The sequence below is a fragment of the Stenotrophomonas sp. SI-NJAU-1 genome (assembly GCF_020883215.1).
Classification (GTDB): Bacteria; Pseudomonadota; Gammaproteobacteria; order Xanthomonadales; family Xanthomonadaceae; genus Stenotrophomonas; species Stenotrophomonas indicatrix.
Window position 1 is genome coordinate 1,856,586 of record NZ_CP086598.1, and the last position, 16,578, is coordinate 1,873,163.

Below are 16,578 nucleotides of genomic sequence, written 5' to 3' on the forward strand. Positions count from 1 at the left end.
CCGGGCATGGCCCGGCGCTACCGAGGAGGGGGTTATGTCTTCTGCATTGAAGGTGGTTGCATTGGTGGGGTCGCCGACCAGTTCGGCGACGTCGCGCACGTTGCTGCTGGTGCGGCATCTGCTGGAAGAACTGCGCGAGCGGGTCAACATCAACGTGGAGCTGGTCGAGCTGGCGCCGATAGCGCGCTCGCTGGGGCAGGCGTTGCAGCGCAGCGAAGTGGAGCCGCAGGTGGAGCGCGCGCTGGCCACGATTGAATCGGCGCAGCTGCTGGTGGCGGCCACGCCCGTGTATCGCGGGTCCTATCCGGGCCTGTTCAAGCACCTGATCGACTTCATCGGGCTGGACGCGCTGGTGGATACGCCGGTGCTGCTGGCGGCTACCGGTGGCAGTGAGCGCCACGCGCTGGTGATCGATCATCAGCTGCGTCCACTCTTCAGCTTCCTGCAGGCGCATACGCTGCCGATCGGGGTGTATGCCACGCCGGCCGACTTCGACGGCGACCGGATCAACAGCGCCGCACTGCAGGCGCGCATCCAACTGGCGGCCGAGCGTGCAGCGGGACACGTGGCGACGCTGGCGGCATCCGCAGCACCGCCACTGCGCCGGATTGCCTAGCGCCGCGCCATGACCTTATTGCCAACCTGCATCTGCATGGCCGGATCCGACCGTGGATTGTCGAGTTCCGGCGCTGGCATCGGGCCGTGCTTCTCTAGCATCGATATCGAAGCGGCAGTGCATTGCCGGCCCCTACGAGGACGATCCCGTGGCTGTAGACGCAACCCACAAACCCATCCTGTTCCTGCTGGACCGCGAGTTCGAAGACGGCCAGCTGCCCGGCCAACGCTTCTTCTGCCGGCACAGCCTGCTGCTGGAAGGTGCGCTGTCGAGCATCGAGGGCCTGGACGCACAGCTGGATGTGCGCCGCATCGGCTTCAGCCGGCCGCGCCGCGAGGTGATCGCCGAGATCGGTGAGCAGGACCAGTCGCTGCCGAAGCTGGTGCTGCCGCAGGGCGTGGTCAACGAGCACGCCAGTGGTGAGTACCAGCAGCGCCAGTACATCTCCGGTGCTGAGCCGATCCTGGCGGCACTGAATGGCTTGCTCGGCATTCCCGTGGCCCATCCCTGAGTGAGGACGTGACGATGAGCTACCTCACCAGCGTGTTGGACAAGAGCCCGGTGGCCGACGGCGGCACGCCCGAACAGGCGCTGCGCAACAGCCTGCAGTTGGCGCAGCGCGCCGAGCAGTTGGGTTATCACCGCTACTGGTTTGCCGAACACCATGCCGCGCCGACGCTGGCCAGCCCGGCACCGGAAGTGCTGGCGGCGTGGGTGCTGGCGCAGACCCGGCGCATCCGCATCGGCAGTGGCGGGGTGATGCTGCGCCACTACGCCCCCTACAAGGTGGCCGAGAATTTCAATCTGCTGGCCGCCCTTGCGCCCGGACGCGTGGATCTGGGCGTGGGCAAGGCGCCGGGTGGTCTGCCGGCATCGACCGCCGCACTGGCCGCCGGGCGCCCGGCGTTCGCCGATTTCGACCAGCAGTTGCGCGACCTGGAAGGCTATCTGTCGGATGCGCAGGCAGACGCTCAGGCGCGACCGATTCCGCAGACGCCGCCAGAGCGCTTCCTGCTGGGCGCGAGTCCACAGAGTGCGCGGCAGGCCGCAGAGCTTGGCTGGCGCTTCGTCTACGCCGCGCACTTCGATGGCGACCCGAAGCACATCGAGGCCGCCTTCGAGGCCTATCGCGCGGTGTCCGCGCACGCCCCGTTGCTGGCAACGGTGGCCTTCGCCGCGCCCACCAGCGAGGCCGCCGCCCGCCACATCGGCGCGCTGTGGGTCTACAAGCTGCACCTGGGCCCAGGGCAGACGGTAAACCTGCCCAGTCCCGAGGCCGCTGCCGAATACGCGCGGCAGGTCGGGGTTGCTGATTTCCGCATCGAAGAGACACGCCCCAGCGTGCTCTCTGGCGATGCACAACAAGTACGCAGCGAGCTGGATGCGCTGCACCGCCGCTTCGGCGTCGGTGAATTCATCCTCGACGCGCCGGTGGCCGACCTCGACGCACGCCTGACGTCCCTTGAACTGCTGTCGCCCGCGCCCCGCGCGGCGGTGGCCTGACTGCTGGAGCCACTCCATGAGCACGACCCCGCGTCCCATCCCGTTCGGCATCATGCTGCAGGGCCCCGGCAGCCACATGCATGCGTGGAAGCATCCGTCCAACGTGCCCGATGCCAGCGTCAACCTGGGCTACTACATCGACATCGCGCGTACCGCCGAGGACAACGGCATTGCCTTCGGCTTCGTTGCCGATGGGCTGTACATCAACGAGAAGTCGATTCCGCATTTCCTCAACCGCTTCGAGCCGATCTCGCTGCTGTCGGCGCTGGCGACGGCGACGAAGAAGATCGGCCTGGCCGGCACGCTCTCCACCTCCTACAGCGATCCGTTCACCGTGGCGCGCCAGTTCGCTTCGCTGGATCTGCTCAGCGGTGGCCGTGCAGGGTGGAACGTGGTGACCTCGCCGCTGGAAGGCTCGGGCCGCAATTACGGGCGTCCGCATCCGGAACACGCGCTGCGCTACCAGATTGCTGATGAGTACCTGGAGGTGGTGCAGGGGCTGTGGGATTCGTGGGATGACGATGCGTTCGTGCGTGACCGCGACAGCGGCACGTTCTTCGCGCCGGAGAAGTTCCGCCGCCTCGACCACAAGGGCCGCTTCTTCCAGGTGGAAGGCCCGCTCAACATCCAGCGCTCGCCGCAGGGGCAGCCGGTAATTTTCCAGGCCGGATCGTCGGACGATGGCATTGCGCTGGCCGGCAAGTACGCCGATGCGGTGTTCACCCACGCGCCGTCGCTGGAGGAGACCCGTACGTTCACCCAGAAGGTGAAGAACTCGGCGATCGCCCATGGCCGCAGCGCTGGTGACGTCAAGATCTTCCCGGGCATCGGCCCGATCGTTGGCCGTACGGCGGAAGACGCCGAGGCCAAGTACCAGGCGATTGCCGCGCTGGCCGGGCTGGACGATGCCCTGGCGTATCTCGGCCGCTTCTTCGACCACCATGATTTCAGCCAGTACGACCCGGATGCACCGTTCCCGGAGCTGGGTGACATCGGCGCCAATTCCTTCCGCTCCACCACCGACCGCATCAAGCAGGACGCGCGCGAGCAGGGCCTGAGCCTGCGCCAGGTGGCACTGCAGGCGGTGAGCCCGCGGCCGAACTTCATCGGCACGCCGGAACATGTGGCCGACGAACTGATCCGCTGGTTCGACGCCGGCGCCAGCGATGGCTTCATCCTCGGCTTCGCCGCGCAGCGCGAAGGCCTGGATGATTTCGTAACGCTGGTGCTGCCCCTGCTGGAAGCACGCGGTTACCACCGCAGCGCGCTGGAAGGACAGACCCTGCGCGACCACCTGGGCCTGCCACGCAAGGCAAGCCGTTACAGCACCGATGCCGAGCCGGCGCGGAAGGCGGGGTAGGGCGATGAGCGGAGAAAACGCGGTAGCGCCGGGCCATCCCCGGCGGAGTTCCCCAACGACTGGCGTGCTGCCCGAAATCGCGGCACGTGCCGAACAGGCCATCGCGATCCGCCACGACCTGCACCAGCACCCGGAACTGGCCTTCGAAGAGCACCGCACCAGCGCCCGCGTGGCCGAGCTGCTGCAGCAATGGGGCTACTCGGTCAGCACCGGCATCGGTGGCACCGGCGTGGTCGGAACGCTGCAGCGCGGGCAGGGGCGTCGCCGGTTGGGTCTGCGCGCCGACATCGATGCGCTGCCGATCCACGAAGAATCCGGGCTGGCCTATGCCAGCCAGCGCGAAGGCCTGATGCACGCCTGCGGCCACGATGGCCACACCGCCATCCTGCTCTCGGCTGCCCACTACCTTGCGCACCACGGGCGTTTCGATGGCACGTTGCAGCTGGTGTTCCAGCCGGCCGAGGAAACCGGCTCGGGTGCTTCGAAGATGATCGCCGATGGCTTGTTCGAGCGCTTTCCGGTCGATGCCATCTATGGCCTGCACAACTGGCCGGGCGTGCCGGTGGGGCACTTCGGCTTCGTCGACGGACCGGCGATGGCCTCGGTGGACTGGGCGCGTCTACGGGTGATCGGCAAGGGCGGCCACGGCGCCGAGCCGCAGGGCAGCGTCGATCCGATCCTGGCTGCCGCGCACATCATCACCGCGCTGCAGAGCGTGGTGTCGCGCAATGTCGATCCGCGGCAGATGGGCGTTGTCACCGTCGGCTCGATCCACGGTGGGCAGGCGGCCAATGTCATCCCCGATGTGGTGGAGCTGAAGCTGACCGTGCGCGCCTACCTGCCGGAGGTGCGCGATACGCTGCGCCGACGGGTGACCGAACTTGCCGAGCAGACCGCCGCTGCCTTCGGTGCGCGTGCCGAGATCGAATTCCCGCGTGGCTTCCCCAGCGTGATCAACCACCCTGAGCAGACGGCCTACATCCGCGAGGTGGCGGTACAGGGGTTCGGTGCGGGGCAGGTGGTGGAGGCCTTCGCACCGCGTACCGCCAGCGAGGACTTCGCCTTCCTGCTGCAGGCGCGGCCAGGCAGCTTCGTGTTCGTCGGCAACGGCGACAGCGCGCCGCTGCACAGCCCGCGCTATGTGTTCAACGACGCGGCCATCGCCCCGGCGGCCAGCCTGTGGGCGCGTCTGGCCGAGCACTATCTGGTGGAGGACGTGGCATGAGCGTGCGGTACGACAACGATCGGTTCCTGTACACCTCGGTGGACGACCCGCTGGCGCGTCCGTTGTTCGACGGCCTGGAGCAGGAGTACGACCACCGCTATGCGGACGTGCGCCGGCGTATCGGTGGCAGTGCCCGCGAGGAGCTGCAGCGCTATCCGGCCGAAGCCTTCGCTGCCCCGGTCGGTGCATTCGTGCTGCTGCTGCGCGACGGCGTGGCGATTTCCGGTGGCGCGTTCATGCCGCATCGCGATGAGGACACCGCCGAGTTCAAACGCATCTGGACGCTGCCTGGCCTGCGTCGGCAGGGCATCGCCCGGCGCGTGCTGCAGGAACTGGAAGACCAGGCTGCACGGCAGGGCTATCGGCGTGTGTTCCTGACCACCGGCTTCCGCCAGCCCGAGGCGGTCGGCCTGTACCTCAGCCGCGGCTACACCGCGTTGTTCGATCTGCATGCGGACCCGGAAACCATCGCGCATCTGCCGTTCGAGAAACACCTGGTGCCACAGCCACAGGCGGGCGACGCAGCCGCCCTCGCACTGCATGGAGCGGCGGCATGAGTACGCCTTCCACTGCCATCGTGGGCATTGTCCGCCAGCCGGCCACGGCGCTGAAGATCGTGCCGGCGCGGCATCCGTTGCAGGTGATCGGCACGGTGTTGGCACTCGCGCTGATCCTGATCGGGCTGCAGTCGGTGCTGGGCAATCCGCGCTGGGGCTGGGGCACGTTCGCCGAGTGGTTCTTTGCCCGGCCGGTACTGGAAGGGTTGGGGCGAACCCTGCTGCTGACCGCACTCGGTACCGGCCTCGGCTTCGCGCTGGGCACTTTGCTGGCCCTGGCCCGCGTCTCGGGCTCACCGCTGTTGTCGGCGGTGTCGTGGGGCTACGTGTGGCTGTTCCGTTCGATTCCGCTGCTGGTGCTGTTGCTGCTGCTGAACAACCTGGGTTACCTGTACAGCACCATCGAACTGGGCGTTCCATTCACCGGCATCAGCCTGTTCTCGTACCCGACCACGCAGCTGATCGGCGTGTTCACTGCCGCCGTGCTCGGCCTCACCTTGAACCAGGCGGCGTTCTCGGCCGAGGTGATCCGTGGTGGCATCCTGTCGGTCGACCATGGCCAGTACGAGGCGGCCGCCGCGTTGGGCCTGCCGCGTGGGCGCCAGGTGCGCCGCATCATCCTGCCGCAGGCGATGCGGTCGATCCTGCCCGCAGCGTTCAATGATGTGATCGGCCTGGCCAAGAGCACCTCGGTGGTCTACGTGCTGGCGTTGCCGGAGCTGTTCTACACCGTGCAGGTGATCTACCGGCGCAACCTGGAGGTGGTGCCGCTGCTGATGGTGGCCACGGTCTGGTACCTGGTGATCCTGACGGTGCTGTCGCTGCTGCAACGGCGGGTGGAGCAGCGCTTTGCCCGCGGCCAGCTGCAGCATGAGCGCAACGTGTCGCGGGTATCGTCTGCAGCACCGCGGGCGGCGGCGACCGCTGCGCGCGTGCCCAGCCGCGCGGCATTTGCCGTGCCGATCGAGGCCGGAACGGGCGCGGCTGTGTCCCTGCAGGGCGTGGGCAAGGCCTTCGGCGAGCAGACGGTGCTGGATGACGTGCATCTGGAACTGAGGGCCGGCAGCGTGACCGTGCTGATTGGTCCGTCCGGTGCGGGCAAGTCCACGCTGCTGCGGCTGATCAATCACCTGGAGCGCGCTGACAGCGGCTTTGTCACCGTGGGCGGCCAGCTGATCGGTTACCGCCGCGACGGCGACACCCTGTACGAGCTGCCGGAAGGTGAGATCCGCCGTCGCCGCGCGGAAGTCGGCATGGTATTCCAGGGCTTCAACCTGTTCCCGCACATGACCGCACTGGAGAACATCATCGAAGCGCCGATCGCGGTGCGCGGCATTTCGCGGGCCCAGGCCGAGCAGCAGGCACGCATCCTGCTGGAGCGGGTGGGGCTGGCCGACAAGGCCGATGCCTTCCCGCGCCAGCTGTCTGGCGGCCAGCAGCAGCGTGTGGCCATCGCCCGCGCGCTGGCCCTGCAGCCGAAGGTACTGCTGTTCGACGAGCCGACCTCCGCGTTGGACCCGGAACTGGTGTCGGAGGTGCTGAGCGTGATCGAGGAACTGGCCAGTTCCGGCACCACGCTGGTGATCGTCACCCACGAACTGGGCTTCGCCCGCCGCGTGGCCGACCACGTGGTGATGATGGACCAGGGCCGGGTGATCGAGCAGGGCACGCCGGACGCGCTGTTTGAACACCCGCGCCAGCAACGCACCGCCGATTTCCTGGCCAAGACCCTGTAACCCCATTTCGAGAACCGCCATGAGCCCAGCATCGCAGCGACGTCCCGCCCGCAGCACCCTGTTGATCGTCGGTGTGCTGGTCATCGGCATTGCCGGCATCGTCTATTCGCGCGTGCGCCAGGGCCCCGACGGCGTGCCCGTTGCGGCGACCTCGCTGGCGGCCAGCAACGCACAGTTACTGAAGGGCACGCCCGATCCGAAGGCGCAGGCGCTGATTCCGGCCGGCTATCGCTTCGTCACCCCGGGCGCGTTCACCATCGCCACCCATCCCGGCCAGCTGCCGTTGGCCGACTACGGTGCCGACAGCAAGGAAGTGGTGGGCGTGGAGCCGGACATCGCGCGATTGATCGCCGATGGCCTGGGCCTGAAGCTGGTGGTGGTGCCGGTGGCCTGGGCCGACTGGCCGCTGGGGCTGGAATCGGGCAAGTACGATGCGGTGCTGTCGAACGTGACGGTCACTGAAGAACGCAAGAAGAAGTTCGATTTCTCCAGCTATCGTTTCGACCTGCTGGGCATCTACACCCGCACCGATGGACCGATCCAGAAGATCGCCACACCGGCCGACGTGGCAGGGCTAAAAGTGGTGGTGGGGGCCAGCACCAACCAGGACCAGATCCTGCGCCAATGGGACAAGCAGAACATCGCCGCAGGCCTGAAACCGGTGGAGTACCAGTACTTCGATGATGCGGTGATCGGGCGGTTGGCAGTGATCACCGGCCGCGCCGACGTGTCGTTCGAGCCGAATGCCACCGGCGCCTATTCGGCGCGTGATGGCAAGGTGCGCCGGGTCGGCCTGTTCCCGGGTGGCTGGCCGGACGCAGCGGCGATTTCGGTGACCACGCGCAAGGGCAGTGGCCTGGCCGATGCGGTGACCCAGGCCTTGAACACCCAGATCAGCAGCGGTACCTACGCGAAGGTGCTGGCGCGCTGGAACGTAGCCGAAGAAGCGGTGCCGCAGTCGCAGACCAATCCACCGGGGTTGCCAGGGTTCTAGCGATGCCGCTTGGTAGGCGTCGAGCTTGCTCGACGGAAGGCGTGCCGACCAAGGTCGGCATCTACCGGATGGCGTGCCAACCAAGGGTTGGCACCCACCGGAATGCGAGGCGGGGCATGCCGACCAAGGTCGGCCTCTACCGGGGTCAGCGCTGCCATCGAGTAGAAGTTCGATCACTTCGCTTCCTGCATCGGCATTACTGCCAACGTGCCTCCAGGGTGCGGAACGGGCCATCGAGCAGCACGCCGTCCTTGTCGAAGTTCCGTACCGGTCGCCCATCCACGCGCACGTCCTTGGGCAGGGTACGGCTGGGCCACCACACGCGTACCGGCGTGCCCTTGCGCAGCCCCTTGCCGAGCGACACGGTCAGGTTGCCGTCGCGCTGCCGCGCCTGCATCTGCAGGGTGCCATAGGCGGTGGGCAGGCGGTCCACGGCCAGGCCCTCGCCAGCGACCCAGGAAGGGGGCGTGCCCGGCAGCAGCGACAACGCGTCGTCGTCCTCGCGCATCAGCATGCCGAACAGGGTGCGGCCGTATTCGGCGCCGATCCAGGTGTGTGGCATGTCGCCCAGGTAGCGCGGGAAGCGCAACCGCGAGTGCACGACCTCGGCCAGCACCTGCCATTCCAGCGGCCTGCGATCGTGCAGCAGGCCCTGCAGCAGTTCGTCGGCCGCTTCGGGCTGGCCCAGGTGCACGTAGCTCAGCACGTTGCGGATTTCATACGGCGTGTAGGCATACAGCGCACCGGGCTGGTTGCGCTTGCGCACATCGTCCAGGTAGCGGGAGAAGGTGGTGCGCAGGGCCTCGGCCGGCAGCACGCTCTGCGCACCGGTGGGATCCAGCGCGATCGATACACCGGTCGGGTCGCCATCGCCGAGGTCAGCCGATGACGGAATGAAGTCGATGCCCTTCCATGCCATCGTCGCGCGGATCGAGGCATGCAGCGCGTCATACAGCGCCTTGTACTGTTCGCGCGCCCACGTGGCGGTTTCGTGGTCGCCCAGCGATTCGGCCAGCCACGCGCCGTCATGCCAGCCCTTCAGGCCCCAGTAGTCATCCCAGTAGCTGTGTGTGGGTGAGGGATAGCCCTCGTGGCTGATCGACGGCGCAAGGATGCCGGCGAAGCGCTCCGGCGATGGCTGGTCGGCCATGTAGCCCGGCACCAGCGTGCGTTCGCGCAGTTCCTGCAGGAAGCGCAGCGCGGCCTTCACCTTGGGCAGGTAGGCACGCACGCTTTCCGGCCCGCCATCGAGCCGGGCGACGTCGGCAACGAGGGTGACGTACTGGCCCTGGCTGTCGTACTCGATGTCCGAGCCGAAGCCGGTATTGACGCTGCCATCGTCGTTGAGGATGGGCGACACCAGGCCATTGCCGTGCACGCCGTGTTCGCTGTACCAGGCCAGGTAGTCGCGTGCCACTTTGGCTTCGCCCATGCGCAGCAGCATGGCCGAGGTGGCCATGCCATCGCGGATGAAGGAGCGGTTGTAGTTGCGCGGACCGGGCTGCATGGCCGGGCCGGTCTGGTTGATCAGCATGTAGGCGGCCTGTGCGCGCAGCATGTCCACCAGTGAAGGGTCGGGCAGGCGCAGGCCGACCTGGCCCAGCCGCGCCTGCCAATCAGCGGAGGCGCGGCTGGCCAGCGTGTCGAACGCCTTGTCGCCGTCGCGCGGCAGCGACGCGAGGTTGAGGGCTGGTGCTTCCGGCAGCACGCCATTGGCATCGGCGGTGGAGGTGCCGAGCGGGAAGGCCACCACCACCGCGTCGCTGGCACCGGGTGCCAGGGTGACCCGGTAGCTCAATGCCGCCGCTGCCAGGCCTGCGGCATCGCTGGATTGCTGTGCGGCGGGCAGTTGCCCGCTGGCGATGGCCGTGGTGATCTCGGTGTCGCCTTCGTTGCCGAAGGGGGCGGTGCCAGCGGCATCCACCGCGCTGAGCGACTGCAGCAGCGTGCGGCCATTGACGCGCACGCGGTTGCCTTCGACGGCCACCTGGCGGATCGGCGACAGGCCGCCGTTCTGCCACGGCGGGTTCATCTGCATCGGTCGCACTGCGAGGGTCAGCGTGCCTTCGATGGCCGCGCTGCCGGTGTTGCGCAGGCGATGGCGCACGAAGGTGACCGGTTGCCCGTCGCGCTCGATGGCGAAGGCTTCGCTGCGCAGTTCCAGCCCGGGCTGCGGTGACCACGTGGCAGACGGCATCGGCTTCCAGCCATCGCGCAGTGCGTGCTGCACCGGTTGTTCCGCAGCACCGGTCGCGCGGCCATCGGCACTGCGCCAGATCGGCTGCACCAGCGGTGCGCCCTTGTAGGCTTCGATGTTGCCGTATTCGTCGAAGATCGATTTCTGCCGGCCCGCATGCACGCCCACTGCGGTCCAGTAGGTCTGCTGCATGTGCAGCGAGGCCGGGAACAACGCGCGCTGCGCGCCGCTGGCGGCGATCTGGTACCGCTTCATCGGCGTCATCACCGCCTTCGGGCCGAGCAGGCGGATGCGTTTGACCTGGGGGGCATCGCCTTCCACGGTCAGCCGCAGTGCCTGGATGTCCAGTGGCGCGTCGGCCGCCAGCCAGCTCTGCTGCCGGGTCGCCGCCTGCGCATCGCGCGCCAGTTCGTGCCAGCGGCCCAGCGCGTCCTGCGCCTGCAGGCGTGCAGCGCCGTGCACGTTGGCCCAATCCACCGCCAGCCCGGTGCTGGGCTGGGCGCGGGGCAGGGTGATGTCGAGCGTGTGGATGCCACCTTTGCCTGCGGGGATGGCAACCGTGCCGCCGCCCTGCCACAGCGCGGCGGACTGGGTGGCGTCCAGCCCGGTCACCCGTGCGCTGAGCGTGGTGTCGAGCGGTTCCATTTCGAAGATGGATACGCCCCAGTCGGAAGTGCGCTGCGGGCTGGCCAAGCGCAGGTAGCGGGCCTGTCGCGGCGCGAAGTACAGGGTTTCGATGCCGCCCAGCGAATCGCCCATGACGTAGGCGCTCTGCCACTGCTCGCCGTCGAGCGAGGTCTGCAGCGAATAGCCCTCGGGGTTGGAGACATCCCAGGTGAGGCGTGCACCGGCCAGCATCGCAGGCTTGCCGAGATCGACCTGGAACCAGTGGCCGGGACTGAACGCGCCGCCGGTCACCGTCTTCGGATCGTTGTCGATCAGGTGGCTGATCGCCATCGCTGGAACCTGCTGCGACGACGCGCTGGCCTGCCATTGCGCGCGCGGTGGCAGGTTCTGTGCGGTGGCGGTGGCGGCCAGTGACAGGCCGAGCAGCAGGGCCGCGGCAAGGCGCCGGTTCGGCAGGCGGGCAGCGGTCCAGCGGTCAGCGCACAACGTCATTGCGAAGGCCTCACATCGGCAGGGCCCGGGAACGGGCGGGCCTACGCTAGCAAGGGATGTAACCGGTTACATGACGCGTCGCAATATTTCCCGGGCGGGTCCTGGCACGAGGTTTCATGAATGCGCACAGATCCGCTCGCGCAGCCAGCGATGTGCCGGATCGCGATGCACGCGTTCGTGCCAGAGCATCACCATCTCGAACCCGGGCACATCAATGGGCGCGGCAACCGCCTTCAAGGCCGGGTCCTGCGCGACCAGGCGCGAGGGCATCATCGCCACCAGGTCCGTGCGCAGCAGCACGCTGCGCAGGAACAGGAAGTGCGGCACCGACAGCACCACGTTGCGACGCGCACCAACATGCGCCAACGCGCTGTCGGTGCCGCCATGGAAACCGCCGCCATCCGGTGACACGATCACGTGGTCCAACGCGCAGAACTGCTTGAGCGTCGGCCGCCGCTTCAGTCGTGGATGGTCGCGACGCCCGGCCAGCACGTAGCGTTCCTGGAACAGCGGACGATGGTGCAGGGAGGGAGGCGCGTCGGAGGTGATGTGGAGGGCGAGATCGATCTCGCCGCGTTCGCTCTGCGCCACCATCTGCGCCGGCGCCAGGCTGACCACGGCCAGGCGCGTGCCGGGTGCGCGCACGCGCAGGTCGGCCAATGCCGGCAGGACGATCGTGGTTTCACCGAAGTCCGACGCCATGATCCGCCAGGTCTGCGTGGCCTGGGCCGGATCGAACGCCTGCACCGGTGCGACCGCACGCTGCAGTGCAGCCAGTGCGTCGGCCAATGGTTCGCGCAGCGCATCGGCACGTGCGGTGGCACGCATGCCGCGTGGCCCCGGCAGCAGCAGCGGATCATCGAACAGGTGGCGCAGGCGCGCCAGCTGCACGCTGACCGTGGGCTGGGCCAGATGCAGGCGTTCGGCCGCGCGGGTGACGTTCTGCTCCTCCAGCAAGGCCTGCAGGGTTACCAGCAGGTTGAGGTCGATGCGACGCAGGGTATTGTCCATGGCAATGCCGGGGATTGAAGGAATTCATTTCAACTATAGCGTGGCGGCACCCAACATGGCTGGCATTCCCTCCCTGGTACCACCATGAACGTTCTGCTTGTCTACGCCCACCCCGAACCCGCCTCCCTCAATGGCACCCTGAAGGCCTTCACGGTCGAGCGCCTGCAACGCGCCGGCCACACCGTGCAGGTGTCCGACCTGCATGCCATGCAGTGGAAGGCGCAGATCGATGCCGACGATCACCCCGGGCGGGATCCTTCGGTGCCGTTCCACGCGTCACTGGATTCGCGCGACGCCTTCAGGACCGGCCGGCAGAGCGCCGACATCGCCGCCGAGCAGGAAAAACTGCGCTGGGCCGACGCGGTGATCCTGCAGTTCCCGCTGTGGTGGTTCTCGATGCCGGCCATCCTGAAGGGTTGGGTGGATCGCGTGTACGCCTATGGCTTTGCCTATGGCGTGGGCGAACATTCCGACCGGCATTGGGGCGACCGCTATGGCGAGGGTGCGATGTCCGGCAAGCGCGCGATGCTGGTGGTCACCACCGGTGGTTGGGAGTCGCATTACGGTCCGCGCGGCATCAATGGGCCGATCGACGATGTGCTGTTCCCGATCCAGCACGGCATCCTGTTCTATCCCGGCTTTGACGTGCTGCCCGCGCATGTGATCTACCGCAGCAGCGGTATCGATGAGGCGTCGTTGCCTGGCGTGCTGGAGGGGCTGGGCGCGCGGCTGGATGGGCTGGCGAGCGATCCGGTGATTGCCTACCGGCGGCAGAACGGCGGTGATTATCTGATCCCATCGCTTGAGCTGCGACCTGGGTTGGCCGAGGGTGAGGCAGGGTTTGGAGTTCACCTCGAACTGTGAGTGGCGCATTCGCCTCTGGAAACGCGACGGAGATTCTGTACTTTCGGCAGTCTAGCGGCGCTCGCGGTAGCCGCCCTTGCTGACTCAGGGAGACGCAGGTCCTTTGAAGACGGAATTCAACTTCACCCTGAGATACCGCCTGCTCGATACCTCGGGTGATCCTGGCGTCCTCGAACGGCACCTGCACGATGCTGGATGTGGAGATGCACTGCTGGGCGTAGGGAGCCCGGCGAGTCTGGCGCTGGAATTCTGTCGTGAGGCGAGCAGTGCCGCTGAGGCGATGTGCTCCGCGCTGGGAGATGTCCAGCGTGCCGTACCCGGTGCCGAGCTGATCGAAGTCAGTCCCGATCTGGTTGGGCTGACGGATGTCGCTGATCTGCTGGGCATGTCACGGCAGAACATACGCAAGTTGCGGCTCGCGCACCCGCAGACGTTTCCGGCACCGGTGCACGAAGGCAGCGCGTCGATCTGGCATCTGGCCGATATTCTTTCGTGGATGCAGGCGCGCGGCAGCCAGAAGGTCAGCAGCGAGCTGGTGGAGCTCGCTGCTGCGGCGCTGCAGATCAATGTAGCGAAGGAGCAGGAACGGCAGGTTCAGCATCCCGGCTGAGGGTCGCTGCGCGACAGGCCGTTACAGTTGCACACGCTCCCACCAGCGCGTACCAGCGGTCGGTGATTGCATGTCCAGCACCTCGCCCATCATCGGCGTGGCCACCGGCACGTTCTTTGCGGCAGCCAATGCGCTGATGCGTTCGAACGGTTGCTGCCACTCGTGCAGGGCCAGGTCGAAGGTGCCGTTGTGGATCGGCAGCAGCCACTTGCCACGCAGGTCCAGGTGCGCCTGCAGGGTCTGTTCGGGCTGCATGTGCACGAACGCCCAGCGCTGATCGTAGGCACCGGTTTCGATCATCGTCAGGTCGAACGGGCCGTACTTTTCGCCGATGGCCTTGAAGCCGTCGAAATAGCCGGTGTCGCCGCTGAAGAAGATGCGGAAGTCACCGTCCTGGATCACCCACGACGCCCACAGGCTGCGATCGCTGTCACCCAGGCCGCGGCCGGAGAAATGTTGGCCGGGGGTTGCGGTCAGGCGCAGGCCAGCGGCTTCGGTGGACTGCCACCAGTCCAGTTGCTCGACCTTCGCTGCATCCACGCCCCAGGCGATCAGCTGGTCGCCCACGCCCAGCGGTGCGATGAAGCGCGCGGTCTTGCCGGCCAGCTTCATTACCGCCGCGTGGTCGAGGTGGTCGTAATGATTGTGCGAGAGGATGACGCCGGCGATCGGCGGCAGTTCGTCGATGCTGATCGGCGGTGCATGGAAGCGCGCCGGGCCCATCCATTGCACCGGTGAGGCGCGCTCGGAGAACACCGGATCGGTCAGCCAGTACTGGCCGCGCAGCTTCAGCAGGATCGTCGAATGCCCCAGCCGGAACAGGCTGCGGTCGGGCGCCGCGTCCAGGGTGGCGCGGTCCAGCACCCGCACCGGGATGGGGTGGTCGGGCACGGTGCCCTTGGGCTTGTTGAACAGGAAGGTCCACCAGATCTCCAGGCCATTACGGAAGCCCATTGCCGGTTTCGGCAGGGCATTGCGGAACTTGCCTTCGCGGTACTGCGGCGAATCGGGGAAGTCGGGGAGGGACCAGGATTTGCAGAAGGTATAGGCGGTCACGGCGAGGATTCCGAGCAGGAGGACAAGGAGCAGGCGCTTCATGGGTGACGTCCGCAGGGTACACTGCACAGTGTAGTTTCCGCATTTCAAAAAGTACACTGCCGGGTGTAAAATGGCGGCATCCGTTCAGCTGTCTGGTTCCGCCATGCCCCGTACCCCGCAACGCCTTACCGATCGCAAACGCGAGGCCATCGTCCGCGCGGCGGTGGAAGAGTTCCGTGCGGCCGGCTACGAGGCGACCAGCATGGATCGCATCGCGGCGGTGGCTGGCGTGTCCAAGCGCACCGTCTACAACCACTTCCCGAGCAAGGAAGAACTGTTCGCGCTGATCCTGGAAGAGCTGTGGCAGAGCAGCGTGGCCAGCGTCGAGCTGCCGTACCGCGCCGACCAGCCGCTGGATGTGCAGCTGCTGCAGCTGCTGCGGCAGAAGCTGGACCTGTTGGGCGACGCCAACTTCATCGACCTGGCACGGGTGGCGATGGCCGAGATCATCCATTCGCCCGAGCGTGCGCAGGCGATCGTCTGCCGCATGGGCGAGAAGGAGAGCGGCGTCAGCGCATGGATCCGTGCGGCGATTGCCGATGGGCGGCTGCGCCAGGTCGATCCGGAATTCGCCGGCCATCAGCTGCAGGGCCTGGTGAAGAGCTTCGCGTTCTGGCCGCAGGTGACGATGGGCCAGGCGCCGCTGGCACAGGCCGAACGCACGCGCGTGGCCGAGTCGGCGGTGGCGATGTTCCTGGGCTTCTACGCGGTGTAAGCCGCGTGGCGCAACAGTGTACGGTTCGGAGACAATCCAGGCCGCCGGCGCAACGGGAGCAGGGGGGATGGGAACAGCAGCGAATGTGGATGGGGCCATGCCCTTGCCGTCGCAGTGGCGGAACACGTGGCACGATGCCGACATCGAGATGCAGGGCATCGGCGTGTCGCGCGCCGATGTGGCGCGGGTGCGACGTCAAGGGTTGCCGGATGCGTTCCTGAAATCGGAAGTGATCGATGCCTTCAGCGAACTGGAGGGCGAAATCCTGCGTCTGCGCTGGCTGCGGGCACAGGGACAGCCGGTGCCAACGGTCCTGGATACGGCAGAAGAGGGCGGGCGGCGTTGGCTGCTGATGAGCGCGTTGCCGGCCATGACCTGGCATCGTCGCCGACGCTGGCACCCGCCCAGGTGGTCGTGCTGCTGGCTGACGCGCTGCGCGCCCTGCATGCGCTGCCGGTTGCCGGTTGTCCGTTCGATCATCGCCTCGCATCGCGCTTGCCGGAGGTCGCTGCGCGCGTTGCCGCAGGGTTGATCGATGCGGATGATTTCGACGATGAGCGCCTGGGCCAGAGCGCCGAGCAGGTGTATGCCGAACTGATCGCAACGTGTCCGGCGGATGAGGATCTGGTGGTGACGCACGGCGATGCCTGCCTGCCGAATCTGATGGCGGTCGACGGCCGCTTCAGCGGTTTCATCGATTGCGGCCGGCTGGGTGTGGCTGATCGTTGCCAGGACCTGGCGTTGGCCGCACGCAGCCTGGTCCACAACTATGGCGACACCCGTTGGGTTGCACCCTTGCTGGCCCGCTATGGCATCGGTGCCGATGAGCGCCGGCTCGCGTTCTACCGCCTGCTGGACGAGTTCTTCTAGGTGCATGCAGGATCCGCAGTTGCAGCAGGGCGCGGCACGATCGGTCTTCGACTCGGGACGCCGATGTTGTGACCGGATTGCCTGTGCGGATGCAAGGCCATCT

At 67.2% G+C, this 16,578-nt stretch carries 14 protein-coding genes and 1 pseudogene; 12 read left to right on the forward strand and 3 right to left on the reverse strand.

Going from position 1 to position 16,578, the window contains the following annotated elements; all coding sequences use genetic code 11:
- Nucleotides 1–34 precede the first annotated feature (34 nt).
- The 8 genes from msuE to LMF57_RS08700 all read left to right on the forward strand — a co-directional run bounded on the left by msuE (nt 35) and on the right by LMF57_RS08700 (nt 7,991).
- Complete coding sequence (gene msuE / locus LMF57_RS08660; RefSeq protein WP_229291226.1) at nt 35–616, forward strand: FMN reductase; 582 nt, start codon at nt 35–37, stop codon at nt 614–616.
- 148 nt (nt 617–764) lie between these two features.
- Nucleotides 765–1,127, forward strand: coding sequence for a DUF3088 family protein (locus LMF57_RS08665; protein ID WP_025874933.1), 363 nt, complete (start codon nt 765–767; stop codon nt 1,125–1,127).
- Between the two features lie 14 nt (nt 1,128–1,141).
- The gene (locus tag LMF57_RS08670) at nt 1,142–2,119 is read left to right on the forward strand and encodes an LLM class flavin-dependent oxidoreductase (RefSeq protein ID WP_229291227.1); all 978 of its coding nucleotides are present in this window, start codon (nt 1,142–1,144) and stop codon (nt 2,117–2,119) included.
- Between the two features lie 16 nt (nt 2,120–2,135).
- Complete coding sequence (locus LMF57_RS08675; protein WP_059063977.1) at nt 2,136–3,479, forward strand: LLM class flavin-dependent oxidoreductase; 1,344 nt, start codon at nt 2,136–2,138, stop codon at nt 3,477–3,479.
- Between the two features lie 4 nt (nt 3,480–3,483).
- Complete coding sequence (locus LMF57_RS08680) at nt 3,484–4,704, forward strand: M20 aminoacylase family protein (RefSeq protein WP_324255960.1); 1,221 nt, start codon at nt 3,484–3,486, stop codon at nt 4,702–4,704.
- Nucleotides 4,701–5,261 (forward strand): GNAT family N-acetyltransferase, encoded by a 561-nt coding sequence (locus LMF57_RS08685; protein WP_229291229.1) that lies wholly within the window; start codon nt 4,701–4,703, stop codon nt 5,259–5,261. The genes LMF57_RS08680 and LMF57_RS08685 overlap by 4 nt, the downstream gene beginning before the upstream one ends.
- Nucleotides 5,258–6,997: an amino acid ABC transporter permease/ATP-binding protein gene (locus tag LMF57_RS20180; protein ID WP_324255961.1), complete on the forward strand. Its 1,740-nt coding sequence runs from the start codon at nt 5,258–5,260 to the stop codon at nt 6,995–6,997. Before LMF57_RS08685 ends, LMF57_RS20180 begins: the two co-directional genes overlap by 4 nt.
- A gap of 19 nt (nt 6,998–7,016) precedes the next feature.
- Nucleotides 7,017–7,991 (forward strand): ABC transporter substrate-binding protein, encoded by a 975-nt coding sequence (locus LMF57_RS08700; RefSeq protein WP_059063982.1) that lies wholly within the window; start codon nt 7,017–7,019, stop codon nt 7,989–7,991.
- A gap of 196 nt (nt 7,992–8,187) precedes the next feature.
- Here LMF57_RS08700 and LMF57_RS08705 read toward each other — a convergent pair whose 3' ends face one another.
- Nucleotides 8,188–11,307, reverse strand: coding sequence for a discoidin domain-containing protein (locus LMF57_RS08705; protein WP_229291230.1), 3,120 nt, complete (start codon nt 11,305–11,307; stop codon nt 8,188–8,190).
- A gap of 114 nt (nt 11,308–11,421) precedes the next feature.
- Nucleotides 11,422–12,318: a LysR family transcriptional regulator gene (locus LMF57_RS08710; protein ID WP_134832435.1), complete on the reverse strand. Its 897-nt coding sequence runs from the start codon at nt 12,316–12,318 to the stop codon at nt 11,422–11,424.
- Nucleotides 12,319–12,402: 84 nt separating this feature from the next.
- Here LMF57_RS08710 and LMF57_RS08715 point away from each other — a divergent pair, with 84 nt between their 5' ends.
- Both LMF57_RS08715 and LMF57_RS08720 read left to right on the forward strand, forming a co-directional pair.
- Nucleotides 12,403–13,182 (forward strand): NAD(P)H-dependent oxidoreductase, encoded by a 780-nt coding sequence (locus LMF57_RS08715; RefSeq protein ID WP_229291231.1) that lies wholly within the window; start codon nt 12,403–12,405, stop codon nt 13,180–13,182.
- A 103-nt stretch (nt 13,183–13,285) separates the two neighbouring features.
- A complete protein-coding gene (locus LMF57_RS08720; protein WP_229291232.1) occupies nt 13,286–13,792 on the forward strand; it encodes a DNA-binding protein in 507 nt (168 codons plus the stop codon).
- 21 nt (nt 13,793–13,813) lie between these two features.
- Here the strand turns inward: LMF57_RS08720 and LMF57_RS08725 are convergent, their stop codons facing one another.
- On the reverse strand, nt 13,814–14,890 hold the full coding sequence (locus LMF57_RS08725) for an MBL fold metallo-hydrolase (protein WP_229291233.1): 1,077 nt from the start codon (nt 14,888–14,890) through the stop codon (nt 13,814–13,816).
- 103 nt (nt 14,891–14,993) lie between these two features.
- Between LMF57_RS08725 and LMF57_RS08730 the strand changes: the two genes are divergently transcribed.
- On the forward strand, nt 14,994–15,605 hold the full coding sequence (locus tag LMF57_RS08730; RefSeq protein ID WP_229291234.1) for a TetR/AcrR family transcriptional regulator: 612 nt from the start codon (nt 14,994–14,996) through the stop codon (nt 15,603–15,605).
- 67 nt (nt 15,606–15,672) lie between these two features.
- Nucleotides 15,673–16,475, forward strand: a pseudogene (locus LMF57_RS08735) (APH(3')-II family aminoglycoside O-phosphotransferase).
- The last annotated feature ends 103 nt before the right edge of the window (nt 16,476–16,578 follow it).

What these genes read in the sequence shown, in the direction of transcription:
- LMF57_RS08685 (WP_229291229.1), top strand. Translation starts at nt 4,701, where the DNA reads ATGAGCGTGCGGTACGACAACGATCGGTTCCTGTACACCTCGGTGGAC.
- LMF57_RS08730 (WP_229291234.1), top strand. Translation starts at nt 14,994, where the DNA reads ATGCCCCGTACCCCGCAACGCCTTACCGATCGCAAACGCGAGGCCATC.
- LMF57_RS08675 (WP_059063977.1), top strand. Translation starts at nt 2,136, where the DNA reads ATGAGCACGACCCCGCGTCCCATCCCGTTCGGCATCATGCTGCAGGGC.
- LMF57_RS08725 (WP_229291233.1), bottom strand. Translation starts at nt 14,890, where the DNA reads ATGAAGCGCCTGCTCCTTGTCCTCCTGCTCGGAATCCTCGCCGTGACC.
- LMF57_RS08715 (WP_229291231.1), top strand. Translation starts at nt 12,403, where the DNA reads ATGAACGTTCTGCTTGTCTACGCCCACCCCGAACCCGCCTCCCTCAAT.
- msuE (WP_229291226.1), top strand. Translation starts at nt 35, where the DNA reads ATGTCTTCTGCATTGAAGGTGGTTGCATTGGTGGGGTCGCCGACCAGT.
- LMF57_RS20180 (WP_324255961.1), top strand. Translation starts at nt 5,258, where the DNA reads ATGAGTACGCCTTCCACTGCCATCGTGGGCATTGTCCGCCAGCCGGCC.
- LMF57_RS08700 (WP_059063982.1), top strand. Translation starts at nt 7,017, where the DNA reads ATGAGCCCAGCATCGCAGCGACGTCCCGCCCGCAGCACCCTGTTGATC.
- LMF57_RS08710 (WP_134832435.1), bottom strand. Translation starts at nt 12,318, where the DNA reads ATGGACAATACCCTGCGTCGCATCGACCTCAACCTGCTGGTAACCCTG.
- LMF57_RS08670 (WP_229291227.1), top strand. Translation starts at nt 1,142, where the DNA reads ATGAGCTACCTCACCAGCGTGTTGGACAAGAGCCCGGTGGCCGACGGC.
- LMF57_RS08680 (WP_324255960.1), top strand. Translation starts at nt 3,484, where the DNA reads ATGAGCGGAGAAAACGCGGTAGCGCCGGGCCATCCCCGGCGGAGTTCC.
- LMF57_RS08705 (WP_229291230.1), bottom strand. Translation starts at nt 11,307, where the DNA reads ATGACGTTGTGCGCTGACCGCTGGACCGCTGCCCGCCTGCCGAACCGG.